At 73.1% G+C, this 26,843-nt stretch carries 17 protein-coding genes; 4 read left to right on the top strand and 13 right to left on the bottom strand.

The annotated features are described in order from the left end of the window. Nucleotides 1-14 precede the first annotated feature (14 nt). The 3 genes from rny to recA all read right to left on the bottom strand — a co-directional run bounded on the left by rny (nt 15) and on the right by recA (nt 5,171). Nucleotides 15-1,700: a ribonuclease Y gene (gene rny, locus Psi01_RS13325; protein ID WP_239127592.1), complete on the bottom strand. Its 1,686-nt coding sequence runs from the start codon at nt 1,698-1,700 to the stop codon at nt 15-17. Nucleotides 1,701-2,589: 889 nt separating this feature from the next. After that, entirely contained in the window at nt 2,590-4,059 is a 1,470-nt protein-coding gene (recX, locus tag Psi01_RS43300) for a recombination regulator RecX (protein ID WP_239127590.1), read from the bottom strand. Nucleotides 4,060-4,073: 14 nt separating this feature from the next. Next, entirely contained in the window at nt 4,074-5,171 is a 1,098-nt protein-coding gene (recA, locus tag Psi01_RS13315) for a recombinase RecA (protein ID WP_204064303.1), read from the bottom strand. Nucleotides 5,172-5,455: 284 nt separating this feature from the next. Here recA and Psi01_RS13310 point away from each other — a divergent pair, with 284 nt between their 5' ends. Further along, the gene (locus Psi01_RS13310; protein WP_204064302.1) at nt 5,456-5,731 is read left to right on the top strand and encodes a hypothetical protein; all 276 of its coding nucleotides are present in this window, start codon (nt 5,456-5,458) and stop codon (nt 5,729-5,731) included. A 50-nt stretch (nt 5,732-5,781) separates the two neighbouring features. On the opposite strand, the gene Psi01_RS13305 is transcribed toward Psi01_RS13310, so the two are convergent. Continuing rightward, complete coding sequence (locus Psi01_RS13305; RefSeq protein WP_204064301.1) at nt 5,782-5,976, bottom strand: DUF3046 domain-containing protein; 195 nt, start codon at nt 5,974-5,976, stop codon at nt 5,782-5,784. Between the two features lie 126 nt (nt 5,977-6,102). Here Psi01_RS13305 and Psi01_RS13300 point away from each other — a divergent pair, with 126 nt between their 5' ends. Then, the gene (locus Psi01_RS13300) at nt 6,103-6,318 is read left to right on the top strand and encodes a hypothetical protein (protein WP_204064300.1); all 216 of its coding nucleotides are present in this window, start codon (nt 6,103-6,105) and stop codon (nt 6,316-6,318) included. 151 nt (nt 6,319-6,469) lie between these two features. On the opposite strand, the gene Psi01_RS13295 is transcribed toward Psi01_RS13300, so the two are convergent. Both Psi01_RS13295 and Psi01_RS13290 read right to left on the bottom strand, forming a co-directional pair. Beyond that, complete coding sequence (locus Psi01_RS13295) at nt 6,470-6,958, bottom strand: VOC family protein (protein ID WP_203873123.1); 489 nt, start codon at nt 6,956-6,958, stop codon at nt 6,470-6,472. 77 nt (nt 6,959-7,035) lie between these two features. After that, complete coding sequence (locus tag Psi01_RS13290) at nt 7,036-8,373, bottom strand: pyridoxal phosphate-dependent decarboxylase family protein (RefSeq protein WP_204064299.1); 1,338 nt, start codon at nt 8,371-8,373, stop codon at nt 7,036-7,038. Nucleotides 8,374-8,504: 131 nt separating this feature from the next. Between Psi01_RS13290 and Psi01_RS13285 the strand changes: the two genes are divergently transcribed. Next, nucleotides 8,505-13,688 carry an Lhr family helicase gene (locus Psi01_RS13285; RefSeq protein ID WP_239127588.1) on the top strand — a complete coding sequence of 1,728 codons (5,184 nt, stop codon included), beginning with the start codon at nt 8,505-8,507 and terminating at the stop codon, nt 13,686-13,688. A 129-nt stretch (nt 13,689-13,817) separates the two neighbouring features. On the opposite strand, the gene Psi01_RS13280 is transcribed toward Psi01_RS13285, so the two are convergent. Together Psi01_RS13280 and Psi01_RS13275 are read right to left on the bottom strand one after the other, a co-directional pair. After that, entirely contained in the window at nt 13,818-14,504 is a 687-nt protein-coding gene (locus Psi01_RS13280; RefSeq protein WP_204064297.1) for a response regulator, read from the bottom strand. A gap of 154 nt (nt 14,505-14,658) precedes the next feature. After that, nucleotides 14,659-16,881 carry a sensor histidine kinase gene (locus tag Psi01_RS13275; protein WP_239127586.1) on the bottom strand — a complete coding sequence of 741 codons (2,223 nt, stop codon included), beginning with the start codon at nt 16,879-16,881 and terminating at the stop codon, nt 14,659-14,661. Between the two features lie 221 nt (nt 16,882-17,102). Here Psi01_RS13275 and Psi01_RS13270 point away from each other — a divergent pair, with 221 nt between their 5' ends. After that, the gene (locus Psi01_RS13270; RefSeq protein WP_204064296.1) at nt 17,103-17,720 is read left to right on the top strand and encodes a hypothetical protein; all 618 of its coding nucleotides are present in this window, start codon (nt 17,103-17,105) and stop codon (nt 17,718-17,720) included. Here the strand turns inward: Psi01_RS13270 and Psi01_RS13265 are convergent. The 5 genes from Psi01_RS13265 to Psi01_RS13245 are packed head-to-tail and all read right to left on the bottom strand — an operon-like array spanning nt 17,704 to nt 26,733. Beyond that, complete coding sequence (locus Psi01_RS13265) at nt 17,704-23,292, bottom strand: non-ribosomal peptide synthetase/MFS transporter (RefSeq protein WP_239127584.1); 5,589 nt, start codon at nt 23,290-23,292, stop codon at nt 17,704-17,706. The genes Psi01_RS13270 and Psi01_RS13265 overlap by 17 nt on opposite strands. After that, complete coding sequence (locus Psi01_RS13260) at nt 23,289-24,593, bottom strand: 2-oxo acid dehydrogenase subunit E2 (protein WP_204064295.1); 1,305 nt, start codon at nt 24,591-24,593, stop codon at nt 23,289-23,291. Before Psi01_RS13260 ends, Psi01_RS13265 begins: the two co-directional genes overlap by 4 nt. Further along, entirely contained in the window at nt 24,586-25,575 is a 990-nt protein-coding gene (locus Psi01_RS13255) for an alpha-ketoacid dehydrogenase subunit beta (protein WP_204064294.1), read from the bottom strand. Before Psi01_RS13255 ends, Psi01_RS13260 begins: the two co-directional genes overlap by 8 nt. Beyond that, nucleotides 25,566-26,510: a thiamine pyrophosphate-dependent dehydrogenase E1 component subunit alpha gene (locus Psi01_RS13250; RefSeq protein ID WP_204064293.1), complete on the bottom strand. Its 945-nt coding sequence runs from the start codon at nt 26,508-26,510 to the stop codon at nt 25,566-25,568. Before Psi01_RS13250 ends, Psi01_RS13255 begins: the two co-directional genes overlap by 10 nt. Then, a complete protein-coding gene (locus Psi01_RS13245; RefSeq protein ID WP_203873131.1) occupies nt 26,503-26,733 on the bottom strand; it encodes a phosphopantetheine-binding protein in 231 nt (76 codons plus the stop codon). Before Psi01_RS13245 ends, Psi01_RS13250 begins: the two co-directional genes overlap by 8 nt. Nucleotides 26,734-26,843: the final 110 nt, after the last annotated feature.

Raw genomic sequence — 26,843 nt, 5'->3', positions numbered from 1 at the left:
CGAGATCGGGCGGGTCAGCGGGCGAACTCGGTGGCGCGGGACTCCCGTACGACGGTGATGCGGATCTGGCCGGGGTAGGTGAGCTCCTCCTCGACCTGCTTGGCAACGTCGCGGGCGATCACCGAGGCCTGGATGTCGTCGACGGAGTCGGGCTTGACCATGACCCGGATCTCGCGGCCGGCCTGCATCGCGAAGACCTTCTCCACGCCCTCGTAGGACTGGGCGATCTCCTCCAGGCGCTCCAGCCGCTTGACGTAGGCCTCCAGCGACTCGCGCCGCGCGCCCGGCCGGCCGCCGCTGATCGCGTCGGCGGCCTGGGTCAGGACCGCTTCGACGGTGCGGACCTCGACCTCGTTGTGGTGCGCCTCGATCGCGTGGACGACGTCCTCGTGCTCGCCGTACCGGCGGGCGATCTCCGCACCGATCAGGGCGTGGCTGCCCTCGACCTCGTGGGTCAGGGCCTTGCCGATGTCGTGCAGCAGCGTGCAGCGCTTGAGCAGGACCTGGTCCATCTTCAGCTCGGCGGCCATGATCCCGGCGATGTGCGCGGACTCGACGAGGTGGGCCAGCACGTTCTGCCCGTAGGAGGTGCGGTAGCGGAGCTGGCCGAGCAGGGTGATCAGTTCGGGATGCATGTCGGTGATGCCGAGTTCCACCAGGGCGTCCTCGCCCGCGCGCACGCACAGTTCCTGGACCTCGGCCCTGCTGCGCTCGTAGGCGTCCTCGATGCGCTGCGGGTGGATGCGCCCGTCGAGGACGAGCTTCTCCAGCGTCAGCCGGGCGGTCTCACGGCGGACCGGGTCGAAGCACGACAGCAGCACCGCTTCGGGGGTGTCGTCGATGATCAGATTGACGCCGGTGGTCGACTCGAAGGCGCGGATGTTGCGGCCCTCCCGGCCGATGATGCGCCCCTTCATCTCGTCGCCCGGCAGGTGCAGCACGCTGACGACGGACTCGGCGGTCTGCTCGGCGGCCATGCGCTGGACCGCCAGAGTAACGATCTTGGTGGCCCGCTTCTCGCCCTCCTTGCGGGCCTCGGTCTCGATCTCCCTCACGATCAGCGCGGCCTCGCGCTTGGCCTGGTTCTCGATCTCCCGGACCAGCTCGGCCTTCGCCTGCGCGCTGGTGAGCCCGGCCACCCGTTCCAGGACGGCCTTGCGCTCCTGGGAGAGCCGGTCGAGATCCTCTCGGCGGTCGGCCAGCTCGGTCTCGGTCTCGGCGAGCTTGCGGGCCCGCTCAGCCTGGCGCCTGGCCTCCTCGTCGAGCCGCTGCTCGCGTTCGGCCAGCCGGTTCTCTCTGCGCTCCAGGTCGGAACGGAGCTCCTTGAGCTCGTACTTCAGGACCTGGCTCTCGGCCTCGACCTCTTTGCGCATCTGAGCGGCGCTCTCGGCGGCGGCCTCGGAACGGCGCAGCATCGCCTCGGCGTCCTGCTCGGAACGGCGCATGACCTCCATGGCCTGCTGCTCGGAACGCCGGAGGATCTCCGCGGCCTCCTGCTCGGCCTTGACGCGCGTGTCCATCGCCTCGCGCCTGGCCTCTTCGAGCTCGGACTGGATCTCCGCCATGTGCTCAGGAGAGGCTCCGACCGGCCTGCCGGTGAGCCCTCCGGTACGGCGCAGCAGCATGACCAGCACGGTTATCGTCACCCCGGCAAGGACCACCATCGCTCCCGCCAGCACGATGACCACAACTGGCTCCATGCGCGCCCCGCCCTCCTCGCGTCTCCGACATCAAGCACGAGAGGGTCACACGCACGGCACGAAAGCCCAAGCGGTGTCGCCACCAGGACAGATATAAACGGACCGGCGCCGCGCCGACTCCTTTCGCTGCCAGCCGCCCGTCCGCGTCGCCAAGCCTGCTCGTCCGTAGTTCACCGTTATGACAATCCGCGCTGCGCGGAGTAACTCCTCACTGCCGTCGAGATTAAGCGTCAAAGTGGTAACGAGCAAGCAAAGACCCGCTGACTCCTGCCTTCAGGTAAGGTCCCTTTTCGCCCGGTCCACCAGCCGCGGATCCCCGGTCCGCCTCGTCACGGGCCGCCCTCCGCCCCGTTCTCACGACGGCGCTCACCCCGCTCCAGCTCGGCCCTCACAACGGCACGTGTCCCGCTGTGCTCGGTGCTCCCTCTGCGGGAAGGCGACATCGTGCCCTCCCGCAGAGGAATGACACCGCACCCGCCGTTCCCCCTCCGCCGCGCCCTCCGGCTCGGCCAGTCGGCGTTGTTCAGAGAAACAAGCTGCCAGAGGAACAATCGGCGCCCCGGCGAACCGGTCGGCAGCACATATCCGATGATGCTCAGACCAGAGGACCCGAGCATGATCGAATATGGAGAAGCGGCAGGCTCAGCCCGAAGGACCGCGGTGGCGCCGGTAGCGGCATAGAGCCGCCATAGAGTCGGTGGCGCCGGAGAACCAGTGACGCCGCAGAGCCGTAGCACCGCAGAGCCGTAGCACCGTAGAGACCCGACTCTTCCCACCCGGCTCGGACCGGCACTTCACCGCCGTCGTCCTCTCACCGGCGATGACCGGACAGCGGCGATCACGATGTAGGCCGGGGACGGCTCACATCATGAATTCCCATCCGGGAACGTCAGATCGAATCCATCGGGTAATCGGGGTCGTCGGGAAATGCAGAGCCTTCCGTTTCCTCGTTTTCGAGGGCCTCGCGAATGACGCGGAAAGCCAGACCCGGGCCGTATCCCTTGCGGGCGAGCATTCCGGCGAGCCTGCGCGTTCTCACCGTGGGGTCGAGACCGCGGGTCGCGGGGAGCTTGCGCTCCACGAGCCTGCGGGCGGTCTCCGCCTCCTGCTCGGGGTCGAGCTGCTCGACCGCTTCCTTGACCGTGTCCTCCTCGACCCCGCGGCGCCGCAGCTCGGCGGCCAGGGCCCGCCGGGCGAGGCCCCGCCCGGCGTGACGTGAGTTCACCCAGGCCGCCGCGAACGCCTCATCGTCGATCAGGCCGACCTCGGAGAAGCGCTCCAGCACGGCCTCGGCGGCGTCGTCGGGCACATCGCGCTTACGCAGTGCCTCGGCGAGCTGGGCGCGCGTCCGCGGTGCCATGGTCAGCAACCTCAGACAGATCGCCCGCGCGACCGCCTGCGGATCGGCCGGCGGTCCCTGACTCGCCGGAGAACCTTCCATCGGTCCATCCGGCAGGAACCCACCGGACGTCGCCCCCCGGCCCTTCCGGGAACCCCGACGACCGGACCTCCCCCGGCCGCCTCGCCCGGTCGCACCCGCCTCAGGATCACGACCGGACGCCGACGCGCCGCCCTGCTCCGTGACACCCGTCTCAGGGCCACGGCCAAGCTCCGACGCACCGTCCTGCCTCGTGACATCCGTCCCCGAATCATGGCCGAACCCCGCCCGGCCGCCTCGCCCGGTCGCACCCGCCTCAGGATCACGGCCGAACGCCGACGCGCCGCCCTGCCCCGTGACACCCGTCTCAGGGCCACGGCCAAGCTCCGACGCACCGTCCCGCTCCGAGACATCCACCTCGGAATCAGGACTGCCCCAGCGGTCCCATCCCGTCGTGCCCGTCTCCGAATCACGACCGAACTCCGACGCACCGTCCCGCTCCGAGACATCCACCTCGGAATCAGGACTGCCCCAGCGGTCCAAGCTCGTCTGGCCCGGTCCGAAGTCCGGCTCGGACTCTTCGGGGTCTGGGCCGGACGGTTTCTCGGAGTCCTCGGTGGGTTTCCTGATGAAGCCATCCCATATGGGGCCGGTGGAATCACCCTTGCTGCGTCGTGTGGAACCTCCGGAGCCACGGCGCCTGCCGCCGGTGGGGCGGTCGGCCGGACCGTCCTTCGGAGCGGCGCCGGGGCCGGTCGCAGGACCGGCTCCGCTGATGAAGGCCTCCCACGCCGCCGCCGGATCGCGGCGGGGCCGCTCGCGTCGGTCCGCCTTGCCGGGGAGGCCGGGCTCGCGCCCGGTGGCGGAAGACTTCGATCGACGCCTTCCGCTGTCAGGCCCGGCCTTTGGCGGGTCGGGCCAGGCGCCCCAGTCTCGCGGTCCGGCCTCGTCGGCCGGACCGGAGTCGGGTCCCCTCGTCATCGGTCAGCTCCGGATCAGACGTCACCGGGCTTGGGGGTGGCGGCCGCCTTGGAGCCACGACCGGAGGGGGCGGGAGCGGCCGGAGCGGCCGGCAGCGCGGCCTCGGGCGCGTCGACGCGGGGGCCGACGCCCAGCTTCTCCTTGATCTTCTTCTCGATCTCGTTGGCCATGTCAGGGTGGTTGCGCAGGAAGTTACGCGCGTTCTCCTTGCCCTGGCCGAGCTGGTCGCCCTCGTAGGTGTACCAGGCGCCGGACTTGCGCACGAAGCCGTGCTCGACACCCATGTCGATCAGACCGCCCTCGCGGGAGATGCCGACGCCGTAGAGGATGTCGAAGTCCGCCTGACGGAAGGGCGGGGCCATCTTGTTCTTGACGACCTTCACGCGGGTGCGGTTGCCGACCGGCTCGGTGCCGTCCTTCAGCGTCTCGATGCGGCGGACGTCGAGACGGACCGAGGCGTAGAACTTCAGCGCCTTTCCACCGGTCGTGGTCTCGGGCGAGCCGAACATGACGCCGATCTTCTCGCGGAGCTGGTTGATGAAGATCGCGGTGGTGCCGGTGTTGTTGAGCGCGCCGGCGACCTTGCGCAGCGCCTGCGACATCAGGCGGGCCTGGAGACCCACGTGGCTGTCGCCCATCTCGCCCTCGATCTCGGCCTTGGGCACCAGGGCCGCGACCGAGTCGATGACGAGCAGGTCGATGGCGCCGGACCGGATCAGCATGTCGGCGATCTCCAGCGCCTGCTCACCGGTGTCGGGCTGGGAGACGAGCAGCGCGTCGGTGTCGACGCCCAGCTTCTTGGCGTATTCCGGGTCGAGCGCGTGCTCGGCGTCGATGAACGCGGCGATGCCGCCCTGGCGCTGGGCGCTGGCCACCGCGTGCAGTGCGACGGTGGTCTTACCGGAGGACTCCGGGCCGTAGATCTCGACGATGCGGCCGCGCGGGAACCCACCGATGCCGAGAGCGACATCGAGGGCGATGGCGCCGGTCGGGATCACTTCGATGGGTGCGCGGGCGTCGTCGCCCAGGCGCATGACGGAGCCCTTGCCGAACTGCCGCTCGATCTGAGCGAGCGCGGTCTCGAGCGCCTTCTCGCGGTCGTTAGCTGCCACTGGGAGCCCCCTGGAGGGTTGCGGGTCGAATCGGTGTTGCCAGAAAGCTACGGGGTGCCACCGACATTTTCCGGAGAGCACGCCACGAGGGATGGCATGTCCAATATAGCCGAACGACTGTTCGATCGTTGCTCAATCGCATCACGGGTTCCAGAGGCGCGCAAGCCGTACGGCCCGCCCCGCCCGGCTGCGGGGCGACATTCCCGGGCATTCCGTCGAACGCGGTGTCACCGGCCTGACCTGGAGAGATCCTGGATCTAAAACGATCCTGAGGTGTAGACGACTTGACCGACACGTTCACTCAGCAGCGCCTGGCCCATCTCGAGGCCCTGGCCGCCGAGCTGCCCGATCGGGGGATGGTCAGCCGCCTGCTGGGAGGCGACGATCCCGTGCTGTGGGTCTGGCATCCGAACACCGGGAGGCAGACGATCGTCTTCGCCACCCCGGCCAAGAGCGGCTGGCTCTTCCTGTGGTCGCCCGACGGCCAGGAGGGCACCGGCGACCCCGGCCATGCGGCCGAATCGGTCGAGAAGCTGCTGGGAGAGGCCCCGGTCTCCTGAGGAGCCACCGGTCTCCCGTGGGCACGGCCGGAGACAGCGGCCGCGTCCCCTCAGCGGAGCCGGGGGGCGACGTCCGCCACACCGCACACGGCGTGCCAGACATCCTTGGCCGACTCGCCGTCGGCCAGCGCCTGCACCACGGTCCGGCTGCCCAGATCGGCGATGACGTAGTCGCGTGCCCACGACTCGGCATAGTCGTCACCGAAGTGCAGCTTCATCCGCTTCCAGAAATCCGACAGGCGCATCCCTCCAGTATGGGCGCTCCGGGACGGCCTCCTGACACACCACGCCCCGCCCGCCGGCGTGCCCGTCCGCCGCCGGACCGGCATTGGGCCTGGTAAGTCCCCGGCCCCCGGGTGAGACTCGGGGACATGCTGAGACTCCCCCTGACCGTCGTCCTGTTCGCCTCGGCGCTGAAACTGACCCATGCCGAGAAGGCCGAACGCCGCGCCCGCCGCCGCAGGTTCCTCCGGGAGCTGCGCCTGTCCGTACAGCAGGAGAAGGCCGAACGCGCGGAGAGGCACGCCGCGCAGGTCCAGCTGCCCCGTGAGGGCAGGCCGCGCACCCGGCGGGCGTCCCGGCGCTGAGGGACGTCCCCCGGGGGTGACGGGGACGTCCGGGAACCGGGAGTCCCGTCAGGTCGCGGCGGGCGTCCGCGCCGTGGACCCCGCCAGGTCGAAATCAGATCGAAGTCGGGTCGGTGTCGGGCCGAACGCGATGCGTACGCCGGGGACCCCGTCAGATCACGCGGGAGCCGTACATCTCGCCGAGCGGGTCGGCGAGCAGCTCCAGGCGGACCCCGTCGGGGTCCCTGAAGTAGATCGAGGCTCCGCTCTCGATCTGGTGCGGCACGCCCGCGGCCTCCAGCTTGCCCCGCAGCCGCTCCCAGGTCGACGGGTCCACCGAGATGGCGATGTGGTGGAGCCCGCCGACAACCTCCCTGTAGGGGTCGAGGTCCAGGCCCGGGAAGTCGAAGAAAGCCAGCAGGTTGCCGTTGCCGATGTCGAAGAAGAAATGGTTGGAGCCCTTGTAGTCGCGGTTCTCGAAGATCTCCGTCAGGGGGAACTCCAGGAGTCCTTGGTAGAAGGCGATCGTCCTTTCGACGTCGGAGGAGATCAGGGCGAAGTGGTGCAGCCCTCTGGCGCTGCTCGGAGGGCGGTGCTCTCGGAGGTGCTCCGCCCTGATCCGTTCACGTGCCGTCTCGATCGCCGGATAATCGATGCTCATACTGTCCCACCGCTCAATGTGTCGGACGTTCGTCTGAGCTATCTCCGTGGCGACGGTGACTGAACCTGTCCATGGCGTCATGCCATGGTGGCGAGGATCTCCTCCACGATCTCCATGGTCGTGCCGGGATGCAGGAAGGCGAACCTCGCGACGGTCTCGCCCTCCCATCCGGTGGGCGTGACGAAACCGATCTGCCCGGCCAGCAGCCGCTCGGACCAGTCATGGTAGTCCCGGCTCGTCCAGCCGGCCCGGCGGAAGAGCACGGCCGACAGCTCCGGCTCGCGGATCAGCTCCAGGTACCCGGTCCGTTCGATCAGGGCGGCGGTCTCGCGGGCGAGGCTCAGCCCCTTCTCGATGGCGTCGGTGTAGGCGTCGGTCCCGTTCACCGCCAGGGAGAACCACAGCGGCAGCCCCCGGGCGCGCCGGGTCAGGTGGTAGGCGTAGTCGGTGGGGTTCCACTCGTCGCCCTCGGTGTGCAGGACGTCGAGATAGGAGGCGTCCTGGGTGTGTACGGCGCGGGCCAGGCGGGGGTTCCTGTACAGCAGCGCCGCGCAGTCGAAGGGCGCGAACAGCCACTTGTGCGGGTCCACGACGAAGGAGTCGGCGTGCTCGATCCCGGCGTAGCGGTGGCGGATCGAGGGCGCGAACAGCCCCGCGCCGCCGTAGGCGCCGTCCACGTGGAACCACAGGTCGCGTTCCCGGGCGACCTCGGCGACCCCGGCCAGGTCGTCGATGATCCCGGCGTTGGTGGTGCCGGAGGTGGCGACGACGGCGATCACGTTCGACGGGTCGGGGTCGGCGGCCAGGGCGGCGCGCAGGGCCTCGCCGGTCAGGCGGTGGTCCTCGGAGGGGACGATGAGCGCGTCCACGTCGATGATCCGCAGCGTGTTGGAGATCGAGGAGTGCGCCTGGTCGCTGACCGCGACGCGCAGACGGCCGGCGGGGAGCCTGCGGCGGGCGGTGTCGCGGGCGACGACCAGCGCCGACAGGTTGCCCGCCGATCCGCCCGAGACGAAGCACCCGCCGGCGCTTTCCGGCATCCCGGCCCTGTCCGCGAGCAGGCGGAGCACCTGGTTCTCGGCGGCGATGGCCCCGGAGGCCTCCAGCCAGGAGATGCCCTGGAGTGAGGCGCAGGAGACCACCATGTCGAACAGCAGGGCGGCCTTGGTGGGGGCGGCGGGGATGAAGGAGAGGAACCTGGGACTGTCGGCGGAGATGACCGCCGGGGCGAGCTGGGTGGCGTAGAGGTCCAGGACCTTCTCCGGGTCGGTGCCCTCGGGAGTGATGATCCCGGCCAGGGCGGCCTCGAGCTTGTCCTTCACCCCGGGGTTGTCGAGGGGGACGGGATCGAGGGACAGCCGGTCCTTCATGTAGTCGAAGACCAGGCTGGTCAGGCGCTCGTCGTAGCTGTGCACCCGAGAAGTATGGTGACAAAGCACCCAAAACAGGTAATAGACGTTTTGGATCTACCGAGCGGAATTTTTCTCCCTTCTGTACATTTCCGGGCGGCGCCGGTTCTGTCGGTGGCGCGGTGCACTATGGGACGGTGACCGGATCAGCTCTCGACCACTTCAGCCCGGTGACCAGGCAATGGTTCGCCGGGGCCTTCGCCGCGCCCACCGCCGCCCAGGAGGGCGCGTGGTCCTCGATCGCCCGGGGCGACAACACGCTGGTGGTCGCGCCGACCGGCTCCGGCAAGACCCTGGCCGCCTTCCTGTGGTCGCTCGACCGGCTGGCCGCCGAGCGCATGTCCGCCGACGGCCCCGCCTCCGGCGGCCCCGCGGACGCCCCGGCCTCGGGCGACGCCTCCGGCGGCCCCGTGGACGCGCCCGCGGAGGGCGGTCGCCGGCGTCCGCGCGGAACCCGGGGAAAGGCCGGGGCCGCCGATCCCCCGCGGCGGTGCCGGGTCCTCTACGTGTCACCGCTCAAGGCCCTGGCCGTCGACGTCGAGCGCAACCTGCGGGCCCCGCTGGCCGGGCTGCGGCAGACCGCCAGGCGGCTCGGGCTGCCCGTGCCGGAGATCTCGGTGGCGATCCGCTCCGGCGACACCTCGGCCGAGGAGCGGCGCAGGTTCGCCGCCAAGCCGTCCGACATCCTCATCACGACCCCGGAGTCGCTGTTCCTGATCCTGACCAGCCAGGCCCGCGAGGCGCTGAGCGGCGTGGAGACGGTCATCGTCGACGAGGTGCACGCGGTGGCGGCCACCAAGCGCGGCGCCCATCTGGCGCTCACCCTGGAGCGGCTCGACGCGCTGCTGCCCGCGCCCGCCCAGCGCATCGGGCTGTCGGCCACCGTCCGGCCGGTGAGCGAGGTGGCCGAGTTCCTCGGCGGGGCCCGCCCGGCGACCGTCGTCCAGCCGCCGTCGGAGAAAGTCGTCGAGGTCGAGGTCGTCGTCCCGGTCGAGGACATGACCGAGATCGACACCGCCCCGCGCCCCAGCCAGGACGACGACGCCTGGCTCACGGACCGGCCGGCCCGCAGGTCCATCTGGCCGCACGTCGAGGAGCGGCTCTTCGATCTGATCGGCGACCACAGTTCCACGATCGTGTTCGCCAACTCCCGGCGGCTGGCCGAGCGGCTGTGCACCCGCCTCAACGAGCTGGCCTGGGAGCGGAGCACCGCGGGCGACGGCTCCGGACGGGACGACCTCGCGCGAAGCGGCCCCGGGCAGGACGACCTCGCGCGAAGCGGGCCCGGACGGACCGGGCAGCCCTCCGAGCCGGTCCACTGGTCCGGAGGGTTCCCCCGGCCCCCCGCGTCCGCCTCCACCCCGGCGGAGATGATGGCCCAGGCGGGGGCGAGCAAGGGGGTCGTCCCGGAGATCGTGCGGGCGCACCACGGGTCGGTGTCCAAGGAGGAGCGTTCCCAGATCGAGGAGGCGCTCAAGTCCGGGCGGCTGCCCGCCGTGGTGGCGACCTCCAGCCTGGAGCTCGGCATCGACATGGGCGCGGTCGACCTGGTGGCGTGCGTGGAGGCGCCGCCCAGCGTGGCCAGCGGCCTGCAGCGCATCGGCCGGGCCGGGCACCAGGTGGGCGCGGTCTCGCGGGGTGTGATCTTCCCCAAGTACCGCGGCGACCTGGTCCAGACGGCCGTGGTGGCCGAGCGGATGAAGCGGGGCGAGATCGAGGAGATGCGCTATCCGCGCAACCCGCTCGACGTGCTGGCCCAGCAGATCGTCGCGATGACCGCGATGGACGAGTGGACCGTCGACGAGCTGGAGACCGTGGTCCGCCGCGCCGCGCCGTACCGCACGCTCCCCCGCAGCGCGCTGGAGGCGACGCTCGACATGCTCGCCGGGCGCTATCCCAGCGAGGAGTTCGCCGAGCTGCGCCCGCGCATCGTGTGGGACCGGGTCACCGGCACCCTGCAGGGACGTCCCGGAGCGCAGCGGCTGGCGGTGACCAACGGCGGCACCATCCCCGACCGGGGGCTGTTCGGCGTCTTCCTCGTCGGCGAGAAGGCCTCCCGGGTGGGCGAGCTGGACGAGGAGATGGTCTACGAGTCCCGGGCCGGCGACGTCTTCGTGCTCGGCGCCACCTCCTGGCGGATCGAGGACATCACGGCCGACCGGGTGCTGGTCTCCCCCGCCCCCGGGCAGCCCGGCAAGCTGCCCTTCTGGCACGGCGACACCCCGGGCCGCCCCGCCGAGCTGGGCCGGGCGATCGGCGCGTTCCTGCGCGAGCTGTCCGAGACGGGCGCCGGAGACACCGCCGCCGGGCGGATCAGGGCCGCCGGGCTGGACGACTTCGCGACCGCCAACCTGCTGTCCTACCTGGAGGAGCAGCGCGCGGCCACCGGATACGTCCCCGACGACCGCACGCTGCTGGTCGAGCGCTTCCACGACGAGCTGGGCGACTGGCGCGTCGTGGTGCACTCGCCGTACGGCGCGCGGGTGCACGCGCCGTGGGCGCTGGCCATCGGACGGCGGCTGCGCGAGCGTTACGGCGTCGACGTGCAGGCCGTGCACTCCGACGACGGCATCATCCTGCGCATCCCCGACACCCTGTCCGATCCGCCCTCGGATGTGGCGATCTTCGACGCCGAGGAGATCGAGCGGGTCGTCACCGAGGAGCTGGGCGGCTCGGCGCTGTTCGCGTCCCGGTTCCGCGAGTGCGCCGGGCGGTCCCTGCTGCTGCCGCGACGCACGCCGGGCAAACGGACCCCCCTGTGGCAGCAGCGCCAGCGGGCCTCCCACCTGCTTGGCGTCGCCAGCCGCTACGGCTCGTTCCCGGTCGTGCTGGAGACGATGCGCGAGTGCCTGCAGGACGTGTTCGACGTGCCGGGCCTGGTGCGGCTCATGCGCGACATCGCGGCGCGGCGGGTGCGGCTGGTCGAGGTCGAGACGTCCCAGGCCTCGCCGTTCGCGGCGTCGATGCTGTTCAACTACGTCGGCGCGTTCATGTACGAGGGGGACGCCCCGCTGGCCGAGCGCCGCGCCCAGGCGCTCGCGCTGGACACGAGCCTGCTGGCCGAGCTGCTGGGCCAGGCCGACCTGCGCGAGCTGCTCGACCCCGACGTGATCGTCGAGACCGAGCGCGAGCTGGCCCGTCTCGACCGGCCGCTGCGCGACGCCGAGGATCTCGCCGACCTGCTCAGGTCCCACGGTCCACTGCTCGCCGACGACGTGACCCTGCGCGAGGGCGACCCGGCGTGGCTGACCGCGCTGGAGACCGCGCGGCGGGCGATCCGGGTGCGGGTGGCCGGACAGGAGCAGTGGGCCGCCATCGAGGACGCCTCCCGGCTGCGCGACGCGCTCGGGGCGCCGCTGCCGGTGGGCGTGCCGCACGTGTTCCTGGAGCCGGTCGACGACCCGCTCGGCGACCTCATGGCCCGCCACGCGCGCACCCGCACCCCCTTCCCGGCGAGTACGGCCGCCGCCAGGTTCGGCCTCGGCCCGGCCGTGGTCGCCGACGCGCTGCGCCGCCTGGCGGCCTCCGGCCGGGTGGTGAACGGCGAGTTCCGGCCCGGCGGCAGGGGTGAGGAGTGGTGCGACGCCGGGGTGCTGCGGACTCTCCGCCGCAGGTCCCTGGCCCGGCTCCGCAAGGAGGTGGAGCCGGTCCCCGCCGAGACGCTGGCCGCATTCTCCCCCGCCTGGCACGGGATCACCGGCGCCCCGCGCGCGGGCAGGCCGGCGGTCGACGCACTGGTGGCCGCGATCGAGCAGCTCCAGGGCGCGGCGGTGCCCGCCTCGTCGCTGGAGACGCTGGTCCTGCCGTCCCGGGTGCCCGGCTACGACCCGTCCCTGCTCGACGAGCTGACATCCTCCGGCGAGGTCGTCTGGGCGGGGCAGGGGTCCCTGCCCGGCGGCGACGGCTGGATCTCGCTGTACTTCGCCGACACCGCCCCGCTGCTGATGCCCGGCCCGCTGGAGATCACCATGACCCCGGTGCACGAGGCGGTCCTGGAGGTCCTCGGCGGCGGAGGCGCCCTGTTCTTCCGCGAGCTGGGCGCCCGCGTGGGCGCGGTCCTCGCCGCCTCCGGAGCACCGGACCCCGCGGCGTCGGCCGGAACAACGACGGCCGGAACAGCGACGGGCGGAACAGCGACGGGCGGAACGGCGGCCGGGGACGGGCCGCCTCAGGCGGGGATCACGGCCGAGGGCTCGGTGCCGCCCCGGACGTGGATCACGGCCGGACGCAGGTCGTCGGCGCGGGCGGGGATCACCTCCGGCGGTGGGAGCCCCGCGGCGCGGTCGGCGCTCGCCCCGGATGACACGACGCTCGCCGCGGCGGTGTGGGACCTGGTGTGGGCCGGGCTGGTCACGGGTGACACGCTCGCCCCGCTCCGGGCGACGCTCGGCACGGGACGGCCCGCCCACCGGCCCGCCTCCACGCGCAGGCGCCGGGCCGTGCTGCCCAGCCGGAGCGGCCCGCCCACCGTGGGCGGGCGCTGGTGGCTGCTTCCGGAGCCGGCCGGTGACGCCACCCAGCGCGCCCACGCCCAGGCGGAGGTGCTGCTGGAGCGGCACGGCGTGGTGACCAGGGGCGCGGTCACGGCCGAGCGGCTCCCCGGCGGGTTCTCCGCCGTCTACCAGGTGCTGCGCGCGTTCGAGGAGAGCGGCCGGTGCCGCCGGGGCTACTTCGTCGAGGGCCTGGGCGGCGCCCAGTTCGCCCTGCCGGGAGCCGTCGACCGCATGCGCGCCGCCGTCCCGCAGAACCCCCCGCCCCCGCCGGGCGACCCCGACCCGTGGAGCACCTCCTCATCCGAGTCCGCCGAGCCGTGGAGCACCTCCTCATCCGAGTCCGCCGAGCCATGGAACGCCTCCCGCTCATCCGCGTGGGATTCGCCCGGCCTTCCCGCGCCGGGGACCGGTGACCGGCACCGCGCCCCGGGCCGGGCCCCGGGCCGGGCGGGCGAGGCCGCGCGGCGGGCCGTGGTGCTGGCGGCGGCCGATCCGGCCAATCCGTACGGCGCGGCGCTGCCGTGGCCGGCTCATCCCGGCGACGTGTCCCACAAGCCGGGCCGCAAGGCGGGCGCCCTGGTGGTGCTCGTGGACGGCCACCTGGTCCTGTACGTCGAGCGCGGCGGCAAGACGCTGCTGTCCTTCACCGACGGCGACCGCCTCCAGCCCGCCGTGGACGCCCTCGCGCTGGCCGTACGCGACGGCGCGCTCGGGAAGCTGACCGTGGAGCGGGCCGACGGCACCGCGGTCAACGACTCGCCGCTGGCCGCCGCCCTGGAGGCGGCGGGCTTCCACCCGACCCCGAGAGGCCTGCGGCTGCGCGCCTGATCACCCGCGAGGCGGGCTCCAGCCGGCGACAGGGCCCGCCCTCCCGGGATCCGGCCGACGGCCTCCGCGCCGTCGGTGACCCGGAGATCGGCCACAACGTCCGGCGGAGTGCGCCCCTCCGGATTACGGTCAGCGGCCGAGGCCGGCGTCGCGGGCGCGGATGATGGCCTCGGCGCGGTCGGCGACCTGGAGTTTGGCCAGGACGTTGGACACGTTGTTGCGGACGGTCTTGGGGGCCAGCACCAGCCGTTCGGCGATCGCCCGGTTGGACAGCCCGGCCGCGATGAGGTCGAGCACCTCCCGCTCGCGGGCGGTCAGCTGCGGGAACGGCTCCTCCGCCGCCGGGCGGAGGGTGGCCAGGCGGGCGAAGTAGGCGGTGACCCGGCCGGCGAGGGCCGGGCCGAAGATGACCTCCCCGCCGGCCACGGCGGTGATGGCGCGCAGGATCTCCACCTGGTCGGCGCCCTTGACCAGGTATCCCCTGGCCCCGGCCAGCATCGCGGCGAAGACGCTCTCGTCGTCGTCGTGCATGGTCAGCACCAGCACCCCGGTGCCGGGCCGGGACGCGACGATCCTCCGGGTCGCCTCGGTCCCGCCCAGCTTGGGCATCTGCAGGTCCATCACCACGACGTCGGGCCGCAGCCGTTCGGCGAGGACGACGGCCTCCACTCCGTCGGCGGCGGTGGCGACCACGTCGACGGCCCCGGTGGAGGCGAGCATCATGCGGAGCCCGTCGCGGTAGACCGGGTGGTCGTCGGCCAACAGGACGCGCGGAAGCGCGGAACCGCTCGGCGGGGAGGCGGAATCGGGGGCCATCGGATCTCTTTCGGTGCGGACCTCGCGGGCTCCGGCCCGGGAGGGTCATAGGCTACCCGCCCCCGCGACGCCCTCCCGGACGCCTCACCACGGGAGGTGACCTCGGCCCGTCAGACCGGGGGAGGACGGCTTCCCGGACGGGTTCCGCCGGGCGTCATCCCGGGCTCCGGGCCGTACCGGCGGGGACCGGGGACTGAGCGCGGGCGGCGGTGCCGTACGGGATGAACGCGTGGACCCGGGTGCCGCCGACGGGTCGGGGCGTCACCGTGCAGTGCCCGCCCAGTTCCTCGGCGCGTTCGCGCATGGCGACCAGGCCGACGCCGGCGGAGATCACGGGCGGCAGGCCGAGCCCGTCGTCGGTGACCTCCACCTCCAGGGCGTCCGGGACGGCGGACAGCCGGACCGCGCAGACGGTGGCCCGGGCGTGGCGGGAGACGTTGGCCAGCGCCTCGGTCGCGATCCGGTAGGCGGCGACCTCGACCGCGGCCGGCAGTCCCGACAGGTCGCCCTCGGCGCGGACGCTCACCTCCAGGGCGCCCCCGGCGAACCCGGCCGCCCGCTTTTCCACCGCCCCGGCCAGCCCGAACTGGTCCAGCGCCGGAGGGCGCAGGTCGTGCACCAGGCGGCGCACGTCCGCCAGCACCGTGGAAAGGTCCCCGCGCACGTCGGCCAGGGCCGCGTCGGCGGCCGTCAGGTCCCGTCCGGCCAGGTTGCGGGCCGCCTCGATCTTGAGGGCGGCCCCGGCGAGCAGGGGGCCGAGGCCGTCGTGCAGGTCCCGGCGGAGCCTGCGGCGTTCCTCCGCGACGCCGGTGACGAGCTGCTCGCGGCTGCGCTGGATCTCCTCGGTGAGCGCGGTGGCCCGGGCGGCCGCGGCGGCCTGGCGCAGGACGTCGGCCAGCAGTCGCTGGTCGGCGTCGGACAGCCGGGCGCCGGTGCGGGGCACCAGGGCCAGCCGTCCGATCTGCGTCTCCCGGTAGGCGAAGGGCAGCACCACCACGTCGTCACGGGGGGCGCCGTGCTCGACGACGTGCGTGCCCCCGCCGGATCGGTCCAGCTCGACCCGGACGTACGGCGAGCGGAACGCGGTCGACAGCACCAGGGCCACCTCGCGCAGCAGCTCGTCCGGGCCGACGGACTCCTCCAGCCGTTCGGCCAGCGCGGAGACCACGTCGTACGGATCGTCCCTGCCGGTCAGGACCCGGTCGGTCCAGCGCTGGATGCGCAGCCGCAGCGGCGCGTAGAGCACCCCGACCGCCCCGGCGCCGACCACCGCGGCCACGGGGTCGTCGACCAGCGTGCCCGCGGCCACGAAGACGGCCGTGTCCACGGTGATCACGGCCGCGGCCAGGCCGCCGTACAGGATCGCCCGGCCGAGCAGCAGGTCCACGTCGTAGAGCCGGTGCCGGACGACGGCGATGATGACGGCGAGCGCGACGACGCCCAGGCAGACCGGCCACAGCACCTCCACGACGTTCGGCACGTAGGGCCTGAGGGCGAAGATCGCAGCGATGATCACGAGGTTGACCAGGGCCGCGAGCAGCATCCAGCGCAGCCGTACGCGCAGCTCGGGGTCGGAGCCGCGGAACCGGCCGACGAAGGCCGCCACCGGGATGGCCACACTGACCAGCAGGAGCCCCACGATGATCACCCGGGTGGCCTGCCACACCGGGTCAGGCAACGCGGGGGTGATCGGGTCCAGCTCGATCCCGGCCAGGCCGGGGAAGACCGGGTCGCCCTCGGAGATGATCCGCCACGGGATGGTGAACAGGATCAGGATCACCAGCCCGACGCAGCCCAGCGCCACTCCGGCCGGCAGGCGCCAGCGCGGCGAGGGCAGCCTCCCGTCGGGGAACAGCAGCAGCACCAGGGGGACGATCAGGTTCTCCAGTGGGCCGGAGCGCCCGCCGACGAACAGCGCGGCCGTGGTGAGCGGCAGGTCGCCGCCGTGCCGCAGGACGGACAGCCCGGCGTAGGCGGCGCAGAATCCCCCGGCGGAGACCACCGCTCCCCCGCCGAGCAGCAGCCAGGCCATCGGGTGCCGGGGCAGGCGGTGGACGAGTACGGCTCCCGCCACGGCCAGGACGAGCCCGGCGGCCGCCGAGGTCCACGACGGCCAGGCGATCGGGTCGGGCCGGACCGCCCCGCCGAGCCGCGCCCCCGCCCACAGGCCCCCGGTGGCGGCGAGAACGCAGAGCACGGCCAGGACGAGGGCCGCCGTCCTGATCAGCCGGTCGTACGGCCCGGCGCCGAGGAGGCGCGACACCCCGGCGTCCCGGCTGCCTCCGGAGGTACGGGACCCGGTCGGGACCGCCGGATCCGGGACGTCGGCGGAGACGCCGGGTCCGGTGGGAGTTCCGGGGTCAGGGTGAGGAGCCACGTCCGAATTGTCCCATTACGAGGGTCCCTGCCTCCCGGGTCCGCCGTCCCGGCGGGACGGGACGCCCGTCCTTCGGGCCGGGGATCGCCGCCCCCGCCGGAGACGGGCCGATCCGGGACGGCGACGGCCGCGCGCTCCCTGGCCGCCCGGGACGCGCCGCGCCGACGCTGGTCTCCTCCGGACGACGAGAGCGACGGAGACCGACCACGAAGGGAACCGCCATGGAAGAACGCACCACGGAGAAGCCGCTGACGCGGATACGCCTCGCGGGGGTGGCGCTGTCCGTCGGAGCGGTCGCCTGGGCGGCGGGGACGATCATGGCGGGCGAGACCATCCAGACGCGCATCGATCACTTCGGGACCGTCACCGGGATCCTCTACCTGCTGGGCGTCGCCGCGCTCACCTGGACGATCATGGCGACCCGGGCCGCCGCCGGGGGCCGGGTGATCCCGATCGTGCAGTTCGTCCTGCTGGTGGGGGCGCTGGTGTACAACATCGCCTCCTTCGGCTACCGCTCCCACGACGAGCTGACAGGTTGGCTGGTCGTGACGGACGTGTGCTGGCCGCTGGCCAACCTGTGCACTCTGATCATGGGCGTCGCCGTGGCCGCGGCGGGCCGGTGGCGCGGCCCGCTGCGCTGGTATCCGCTGGCCTGCGGGGCCTGGCTGCTCATCATGATCCCGGTGAAGAACACGATCGGGATGGGGGTGGGCGTCTATGTGAGCGCCGCCTGGCTGCTGGGCTCCTACGCCGTGCTGGGACTGCTGCTGGCGCTGCGCCCGGCCGCCGCCCTGTCCCCGCGCGGGGCGGCGGCCGAGGTCGTCACCTCCGGAGCATGATCACCTTCGCGACGGGTTCCGCGTCCTCCGCGTCGGCGCGCTCCTGTACGGCCCGCAGGCCGACCAGGTCGTCCGGGACGGCGTCCGGCATCTCCGTGTCGAAGCGGGACAGGGTCCGGGTCCGCATCGCGACCAGCGCGATGACCGCGATCGCGACCGCGAACAGCACGTACATCAGGCCGACGCCGCGCCCCTCGCCGACGCCGATCACCGCGCCGACGGTGCCGGCCAGCGGCCCGCCGGGCAGCAGCAGCGGCTCGAACAGGGCGCTGCCGTACGGCGCGACCAGGCCGAAGCCGACCGGCAGCGCCGACAGGGCGATGAGCTGGTTCAGCGCCATGACCCGGCCGTGGAACCGCTGCGGCACCTTGACCTGCACGATCGTGGCGTAGACGCCGTTGAGCACGGCCAGCCAGAACGACATGCCGAACGCGCCCACCGCGATCACCACCAGGTCCTCCCGCACCCCGGTGACCAGGCAGAAGAGGGCCAGAGCCAGGGTGGTCAGCAGCACGCCGCGCATCCGCAGGCGGCGCGGGCCACCCCAGACGGTGATCACCAGACCGCCGAGGAAGACGCCGAGCCCGCCGAAGAACGAGACGCGGCCCACGTCGGCCAGGGTGCTGAAGCCCAGCACGAGCGGCGAGATGAGCAGGAACAGCGGGGACAGGAAGACGTTCAGCACCAGGAAGAAGATCAGCATCGCGCGGAACCACCGGTTGCCCCAGGAGAACTTCCAGCCCTCGACCATCTCGGCGACCAGCGACTCGCGGCGCCTGGCCGCCATCGTCTTCGGGAAGCGGACCAGGAGCAGGACCGTGATCGCGAACACGTAGGAGACGACGTCCAGGATGAGGATGCCCTCCAGGCCGATGACCGCCATCAGGCCGACGGCGGCCAGCGGGACGACCAGCTGCGCCGTCCCGGTGACCATCTGGACCACACCGTTGGCATGACCGAGGAAGCGTTTGGGGACCAGCTGCGGGATCGCGGAGTTGTAGGCCAGACGCTGGAAGGTCAGCGAGACCGAGAGCACGACCAGCAGCGGATAGATGTGCCACACCTGCAGGTTGCCCGTCCACAGCAGGACGCCGAGGCCGAGCTGGGTGCCGAACGCGCCGACGTCCCCGGCCAGCATGACGCGGCGCCGGTCGTAGCGGTCGACCAGCGCTCCGGCCAGCGGGGAGACCAGCAGGCCGGGCAGCAGGGCCAGGACCGAGAACAGCGCGAAGTTCGCGAGCGAGCCGGTGGTGACGTAGATCCACAGCGGAACCGCGAACTCGGTGAGCGACGATCCGATGATCGACACCAGCTGCCCGGCGGCCACCGCCCCGAAGCGCTTCATGCTCGGCGCCGGCCCGCCGGAGGCCTCCGTCCCGGAGGGGAGGGGCCGGATCGTGCCGGGGGTGCCCGCCGAGGCCGGAGCGCCCGAGGAGCCCGGGGCATCCGTGGAGGCCGCCGGATCCGAGGCGTCCGGGGAGTCCGCGGCGCCCGGGGGCCGGTGGGAGACGCCCTCCAGCCACCAGGTCGACCGCTCCGTACGGCGCAGCGACCCGGTCTCGCCGGAGGCGACGGCGTGGTGCGCGCCGGTGATAATGTCGGCCAGTTCCGCCGCCCGGTACTTCAGGAAGAAGTGCCCCGCCTCGTCCAGGACGACCAGTGACGCGGAACCGGTCAGCAGGTGCCACTCGCGGTAGCGCTCCTGGTAGAACTCCGTCGCCGGGTCGCGCTCGCCCACGACCGAGACGATCGGCGCCCGGAGCGGTTCGACCCCCTCGGCCAGCAGCCGGGTGAAGTAGCGCTCGGTCTCCCGGGTGCCCTCCCGCCGGTTCTCGATCATCATCGCGAGCTCCTCGCGGCTGAGCTCGTCGATGTCGAGCCCGGCCGCGCGCAGCGCGTTGGCCCACGCCTGGTCGCTGCGGAACCGGTCGAGCAGGTCGGCGACCCTGCCCAGCAGGGAGGACGGCCGGGCGAAGGGGAAGATCCCGCCGAGGTAGACGGCCTCGACGGCCCGTCCGGCGGCCTCCAGGCGGCGCGCGATCTCCACGGTGAGCATGACGCCCAGCCCGCAGTGGCCGTACAGCACGACCGGGCCGCGGACACCGGCCAGGATCTCCGCCACGCAGCCCTCGGCGACCTCGGCGACCGGCCGGGTCTCCTCGGACAGGCCCAGCTCCTGGCCGGGGACCGCCACCGCGTGCAGCGCCCAGTCCTGCGGGAGCTCGTCGGCCAGCGGCTGGTAGATGGCCGCGCTGCCGCCGTTGTACGGCACGCAGACCAGGGTCCCGGCCAGCGTCGTGGCGGGGCGGGGCGGGGTGAGGCGGTGCAGGAGCGGGCGCGGTCCGTCGGCGGCGGTCTCGGCGAGCCGGGCCAGCTCGCGGACGGTCCGGTGCTTGAACAGGTCGAGGATGCTGACCTGGCGCCCGCCCGCGGGGATGATCCTCCGCAGGCGGGCGACCACCTGTGCGGCGAGCAGCGAATGTCCGCCCAGGTCGAAGAAGTCGTCCAGCACGCCGACCCGGGCCAGCCCGAGCACCTCGGCCCACACCTGCGCGACGCCCTCTTCCAGGGGCGTCTCGGGCGGTGCGAACCCGGCGTCGTCGGGGCGCTCGTCGCCGGGCTCGGGGAGCCGGGCGCGGTCGACCTTGCCGTGCGACTTCAGGGGCAGCTCGTCCAGCCAGACGAACCGCCCAGGGATCATGTACTCGGGCAGCCGGTCGGCGAGCCTGGCGCGCAGCTCGCCCACCGGGACGCGCTCGCCGACGAGATAGCCGACCAGCCGGTCGCCGCGCAGCTCCACGACGGCCTGCGCGATCTCCTCCTGGTCGGCCAGGACCGACTCGATCTCCGGCAGCTCCACCCGGTAGCCGCGGACCTTGACCTGCAGGTCGCGGCGGCCCAGGAAGGACAGCTCCCCGGTGGGCAGCCAGCGGCCGAGGTCGCCGGTGCGGTACATGCGGGAGCCGGGCGTGCCGTACGGGTCGGGCAGGAAGCGGTCGGCGGTCAGGCCCGGCTGCCCGAGATAGCCGCGGGCCAGGCGGTCGCCGCCGATGTAGATCTCGCCGATCATGCCGGGCGGCACCAGGCGCAGGTGCTCGTCCAGCACGTACAGCCGGACGCCGGGCAGCGGACCGCCGACCGGCAGGGTCAGCGCGGTCTCCGGCGCGGAGGTGACGGCGTGGGTGGCCACGCCGACCGTGGCCTCGGTGGGCCCGTAGTGGTTGGCCACGCTCGTGTGCCCGGCCAGTTCCCTGGCCCACGACCAGGTGGAGGCCTCGCCGCCGAGGATGAGCAGCTTGCGCGGGAGCAGCTCACGGGGGTCCGCGGCGGCGAGGAGCGAGGCGAGGTGGGACGGGGTCATCTTCAGGTAGTCGGTACGGCCCAGCGGCCCGGCGAGGTCCTCGACCGGGGCCTGCGGGTCGAGCAGGTGCAGCTCGCCCCCGGTGAGCAGCGACAGATAGAAGATCGTCACACCGAAGTCGAAGGAGAGCGACTGGAGCAGGGTGAAGACCGACCCCGGCTCGACGGCGAAGCGCTCGCGGACCCCTGCCAGGTAGTTCAGCACCTGCCGGTGCTGGACGCCGACGCCCTTGGGCCGCCCGGTCGTGCCGGAGGTGTAGATCACGTACGCCAGGTGCCCGGGGGCGGTCCCGGGATCCTCGAACCCGGTCTCCTCCAGTGTCTCGGTGTCCAGGCAGACCACCGGGCAGCCGTCCGGGACGAGGTCCCGCTGGTCGGCGGTGGTCAGGACGGCGACGGCCCCGGAGTCCTGCAGCATGTACGCCAGCCGGTCGCGCGGCTGCTTGGGGTCGAGCGGGACGTAGGCGCCGCCCGCGGCCAGCACGCCGAGGACGGCCGCGGCCAGGTCGGTGGAGCGGTCGAGCAGGACGCCGACCCGGACGTCCGGGCCGACGCCGTGCCTCCCGCGCAGCAGCGCGGCGATCGCCTTCGTCCGGCGGTCCAGCCCGGCGTAGGTCAGCCGGGCCGGGGAACCGCCCGGCGCCCCGCCGGGGGCGGGCTCGCAGACCACGGCGGTCGCGTCCGGGGTCAGCGCGGCCTGGGCGGTCACGATGTCGCCGAGCAGGCGGTGGCCGGTCGGCTGCGGATCGGCGGCCGAGCCCAGGCGCAGCACGAGGTCCCGCTCGTCGCCGGAGAGGATCGACAGCTGCCCGACCGGGGTGTCCGGGGCGGCGACGACGGAGCGCAGCAGCGTCTCGAACCGGGCCGCCAGCAGTTCCACGGTCTCCCGGTCGAACAGCTCGGTGTTGTAGGTGAAGTGCCCGGTCAGCCCCTCGGGGGTCTCGAACAGGTACAGCGCCAGATCGTGGCGGGTGGTCCTGACCGGCGGGGGGAGATAGGTCAGCCGCGGGTCGTCGCCGCCGTCGGCGTAGTTCTGCAGGGCGAAGGAGACCTGGGCCAGCGGGGCGCGGCTGACGTCGCGCACCACGTTCAGCTCGGTGACCAGGCGGTCGAACGGCAGCTCCTGGTGGGCGTAGGCGTCCAGCGCGCTCTCCCGCACCCGCTCCAGGAACGCGGTGAACGGCGGGTCGCCGTCCAGGTCCGCCCGGAGCACCAGCGTGTTGACGAACATGCCGACGACGTTCTCCAGCTCGGGCAGGCCGCGCCCGGCCACCGGCGAGCCGACCCCGAAGTCCGTCTGTCCCGAGTAGCGCGCCAGCAGCACCTGGTAGGCCGCCAGCAGCGTCATGTACGGCGTGGCGTTCACGCTGCGGCCCAGCTCGGTGAGCCGCCGGGTGAGATCGGCGTCGATGCGGACGGGGAGCGCGGCGCCGTCGTAGCCCTGCTCGGCCGGGCGCGGCCGGTCGGTGGGCAGCTCGATCGCGGGCAGCCCGGCCAGCCGGTCGCGCCAGTGGTCGATCTCGCGGCGCAGGTCGCGCCCGCGCTGCCAGATCGCGTAGTCGCCGTAGCCGATCGGCGGGGGCGGCGGGGTCTCGCCGTCGTACAGGGCGAGCAGTTCCCGGAAGACGATGTCGTAGGACCAGCCGTCGACGACGGCGTGGTGCGCGGCGACCAGCAGCATGTGGTCGTCGGGCGCGATCCTGGCCAGTACGGCGCGCAGCAGCGGGCCGCGCTCCAGGTCGAACGGTACGGCCAGCTCCGCGTCGAACAGCTCCAGCGCCGCGTCCTCGTCCGCCGCCTCGGCGACGTCGAGCCGGACCGGCCCGGGCTCGTCGACGACCAGCTCCGCGGTGCCGTCCTCGGTGGTCGGGAACCGCATCCGCAGCGCCTCGTGGCGGGCGGCGACCCCCGCCAGGGCGCGGCGCAGGGCGTCCTCGTCGAGCGGGCAGCGCAGCCGGACGACGGCGGGGACGGTGTAGGCGGTCATGCCCGGCCGGTACTGCTCCAGGAACCACAGGCGCTCCTGGGCGTGGGAGAGCGGCGGGGCGGTGCCGGGCGGGCGGGGCGTGATCGCCCTGGTCTCCTCCCGGCGCCGCAGCCGCCGGGCGAGCAGCGCCCGCTTGGCATCCGACAGGTCCGCGGTCGCGGGCGGCGCGGTCGCGGTCCCGGCCGGCAGTTCCCCGGGCGCGGGCGGTGTCGTGGTCTCGGTCACTGGATCTCCTGGCGGAGTGCGGCCAGGAACAGGGCGGCGTCCCGGCCGTTGACGATGCGGTGGTCGTAGGCCAGGCCGATGTCGGCGACGGTCCGCGTGGTCACCGACCCGTCGGCGGCCAGGGTGAGCTCCGGCCGGGGGGAGGTCACCGCGAGGGCGGCGGCCGTACCGGGCAGGACGATCGGGACGGCGAGGACGACGTCGGCGTCGGTGTGCAGGGTGACGGTGATGTTCGCCCCGCTCAGGTCCCTCTCCCGGAAGTCGCCCCCGGCGGCGGCCAGCCGGTGGCGCATCATCGCGGCGGCGATGTCGCGCAGGGAGCCGGTCTCACGGATGACCGGCACGTACAGTCCCTCGCCCAGGTCGAAGGTGACCCCGACGCGGGGGGCGTCCGGGAGCCGGACCCGCGACCCGCCGGGGCCGGCCGCCCTCTCTGTACCGGTCGCGTCGGCGGTGTCCTCGACGGAGGCGAACAGCAGCGGGAAGCGCCCGTGCAGCCCGGCCACCGCCTGCACGAACAGCTCGGGCAGGCCGACGGGCCTGCGCACCTCGCGGGTCAGCTCGCGGGCCCGTTCCAGGGCGGGGCCGACGTCGAAGCGCATGACGGTGTAGGCGGCCGGGACCGTCCGGTGGGAGAGGGTCACGGCCCTGGCCACGGCCCGCTGCACGCGCGGCAGCTCGTACCCGCCGGCCGTGCCGTCCTCCTGCGGAGGGGCGGCCTCCGCGTGATCCGTCCCCGCGTCGCCCGCTCCGGCGCCCGCCGTCTCCAGAGCCGCTGTCTCCGGACCCGCCGGCTCCGGGCCGCCCGCGGGGGCGCCCGCTCCGGCGAGGCGTTCGACGTCGGCCCGGCGCACCAGCGGCAGGCCCAGGGCGAGCACCCGCTCCTCGGAGACGCCCAGCTCCCGCATCGCGGCGCGGGCCGGGGCTGTGATCACCGAGTCGCCCGCACCGGCGGGCGTCCCGGGTGCCGCAGTGGCCTCGGTGGCCGCGCCGGAGTCCGTACGGGGCCCGGAAGCGGCGCCGTTCCCGGAGTCCCCGGAGTCCCCGGAATCCGCGGAGACGGTGCCGTCCTCGGAGAGGATGCGGGCCAGGACGGCGCCCGGGGCGATCCACGCGTCCTTGGCCGCGACGTGGACCAGCCGTCCCGAGGCCTCCGCCTCGATCTCGTCGGCGGCCTTGGAGGTCTCCAGGACCGCCACCGGCTCTCCGGCGCGCACCGGCAGGCCGTCGCCGACGAGCCACTCCACGACCAGATACTCGGTGTCCTGGTTGTTCAGCTTGGGGACGAGGACGTCAGCCACGCAGGGCCTCCCGTACGGCGTGGTGGATCGCGGACGCGGTGAGCAGGACCTCCCGCTCCAGGTGGGCGGCGGTGGGGATGACCGACGCCGCGGAGTGGACCAGGCGGACGGGGCCGCGCAGCCGCTCCCAGATCCGCTGGTGGACCAGGTGGGCGACCTCGCCGCCCCAGGTGCCGCCGGCGGTGCCCTCCTCGGCCACCAGCACGACCCCGCCGAGGTGGGGCAGCAGCGCCTCGACGTCCAGCGGGTACAGCCGGGACGGCACCAGCAGCCGGCCGGAGATCTCCTCCTCCACCAGTAGCGACCGCATCGCCTCCAGAGCCCGGTGCGCCGTCCCTCCCGGCGTGACGATCACGTAGTCGGGGCGGGCGGCCAGCTCGGGCACGACCGGGTCCACCACGGCCAGCCCACCGTCGAGGCGCGCCCGGAACAGCGGGTCCGCCTGGCCCATCGGCCTGGTGTACAGGACCTTGTCCTCGAAGAACAGGCACGGCTCGCCCCGGTCCACCATGGCCGCGAGCACGTCGCGGTTGTCGTGGAAGGGCGACATCTCGTACAGCGCCAGGCCCGGCATGCCGACGAAGTGCTTCTGCAGGCTCTGGCTGTGCGTGGGGCCGTAGCCCCGGCCGCCGCCGGTGGGACAGCGCACGATCATGCGCAGCGGCAGGCGGGAGCCGTACATCGAGACCGACTTGGCGGCGAAGTTGCACAGCTGGTCGAAGGCGAGCGCGGCGAAGTCGCCGAACATGATCTCGGCCACCGCGGTGTTGCCGGTCAGCGCGAGCCCGGCCGCGACCCCGGTGAGACCGCCCTCGCTGATCGGCGTGGTGATCACCCGGTCGGGGAAGCGGGTGGAGAGCCCCTTGGTGACCTTGAAGGCGCCGCCGTACGGGTCGAGGACGTCCTCGCCCAGCACGTACGCCGTGGGATCGTCGTCGAGCAGGCCGTGCAGGGCGGCGTTGAGGTTCTCGGCTACGCGCACGGCGACCACCTCGACGGCGGGCGGGCGGCGACCTCGTCGGCCACGCCCTGGACCAGGGCCCGGGCCGGGCCGTCGAACCGGTGGAAGTGCTCGGGGTGGTCCTGGGCGTAGCGGGCGTACCAGTCGTTCTCCTCCGCCGCCCGGATCGCCTCCGGCGGGCGGGTGTCGTCGCCCTTGCTGTGCGGGCCGAGGCGGTGGGTGACGAACTCCACGACCAGCGGCCGGCCCTCCCTGACCCGCGCGACCAGCGGCTCCAGCCCGGTGCGGATCTCGTTGACGTCGGCGGAGACGACCAGGTGGTGGTCGACGCCGAACGCCGCCGCCCGCCCGGCGACGGTCCCGGCCATCTGCGCGGCGGTGGGCGTGGACTGGGCGATGCCGTTGTTCTCCACCACGACCAGCAGCGGCAGGCTCCACAGCGCGGCCATGTTCAGCGCCTCGTAGACCGCGCCCTCGCCCCAGGTGCCGTCGCCGATGTGGACGCAGGCCAGCGCGCCCGGCTCGGTCCTGCGCAGGTGGAGCGCGACGCCGGCGGCCACCGGCAGGCTCTCGCCCTGCACCCCGGTGGACAGGTAGCGGTCGCGGTGGATGTGCTGGCTGCCGCCCACCCCGCCGCAGACCGCGCCCTCCCGGCCCATGATCTCCGCCAGGAGCCCGTGCGCGTCGCCGAAGCGGGCCAGGTAGTGGCCGTGGCCCCGGTGGTTGCTGAAGACGAAGTCGCCGGGGCCCAGCAGCGGGCGCAGCGCCACCGGGACGTACTCCTGGCCCAGGCAGGTGTGGGTGGTGCCGTTCAGCTCCCCCCTGCCGTACAGCTGGAGCAGCGTCAGCTCGAAGTGCCGGATCAGCAGCAGGAGTTCGAGGTCGTCGTCGGCCAGGCGGGAGAGCGGGGGCCCGCCCGTCGCCGGGCCGAGGGCCGGGGTGAGCGTCTCAGTCATCGCCGAGGAGCTTGACGATTCCGGCGATGGTCGGGTTGTCGAAGAAGTCGTCCAGCTCGACCTCGACGCCCAGGCGCTTGCGCATCCGGACGATGATCTGCGTGATGGTCAGGGAGTGGCCGCCCAGGTCGAAGACGTCGTCGTGGTCGTCGATCGGCGAGATGCCCAGGACCTCCTCCCAGATCTCCCGGATCTGGTCGGTGAGGGTGGTGACGGAACCCATGTCGTGCTCCAGAGGATCGTGCGGGCTTGCGGTGGTTCTTCGGATGGCGCTTCGAGTGGCGTTTCGAGTGGCGTTTCGGGTGGCTCTGCTGTGGTCGTCGGCGGGGTCGG

This window comes from Paraplanobispora siamensis (assembly GCF_016863175.1).
Taxonomy (GTDB): Bacteria; Actinomycetota; Actinomycetes; order Streptosporangiales; family Streptosporangiaceae; genus Planobispora; species Planobispora siamensis.
This window is presented reverse-complemented; position numbering and strand designations above follow the sequence as displayed.

What these genes read in the sequence shown, in the direction of transcription:
- Psi01_RS13250 (WP_204064293.1), bottom strand. Translation starts at nt 26,510, where the DNA reads ATGACTGAGACGCTCACCCCGGCCCTCGGCCCGGCGACGGGCGGGCCC.
- Psi01_RS13295 (WP_203873123.1), bottom strand. Translation starts at nt 6,958, where the DNA reads ATGAGCATCGATTATCCGGCGATCGAGACGGCACGTGAACGGATCAGG.
- Psi01_RS13270 (WP_204064296.1), top strand. Translation starts at nt 17,103, where the DNA reads ATGGAAGAACGCACCACGGAGAAGCCGCTGACGCGGATACGCCTCGCG.
- Psi01_RS13280 (WP_204064297.1), bottom strand. Translation starts at nt 14,504, where the DNA reads ATGGCCCCCGATTCCGCCTCCCCGCCGAGCGGTTCCGCGCTTCCGCGC.
- rny (WP_239127592.1), bottom strand. Translation starts at nt 1,700, where the DNA reads ATGGAGCCAGTTGTGGTCATCGTGCTGGCGGGAGCGATGGTGGTCCTT.
- Psi01_RS13245 (WP_203873131.1), bottom strand. Translation starts at nt 26,733, where the DNA reads ATGGGTTCCGTCACCACCCTCACCGACCAGATCCGGGAGATCTGGGAG.
- recX (WP_239127590.1), bottom strand. Translation starts at nt 4,059, where the DNA reads ATGACGAGGGGACCCGACTCCGGTCCGGCCGACGAGGCCGGACCGCGA.
- Psi01_RS13300 (WP_204064300.1), top strand. Translation starts at nt 6,103, where the DNA reads ATGCTGAGACTCCCCCTGACCGTCGTCCTGTTCGCCTCGGCGCTGAAA.
- Psi01_RS13305 (WP_204064301.1), bottom strand. Translation starts at nt 5,976, where the DNA reads ATGCGCCTGTCGGATTTCTGGAAGCGGATGAAGCTGCACTTCGGTGAC.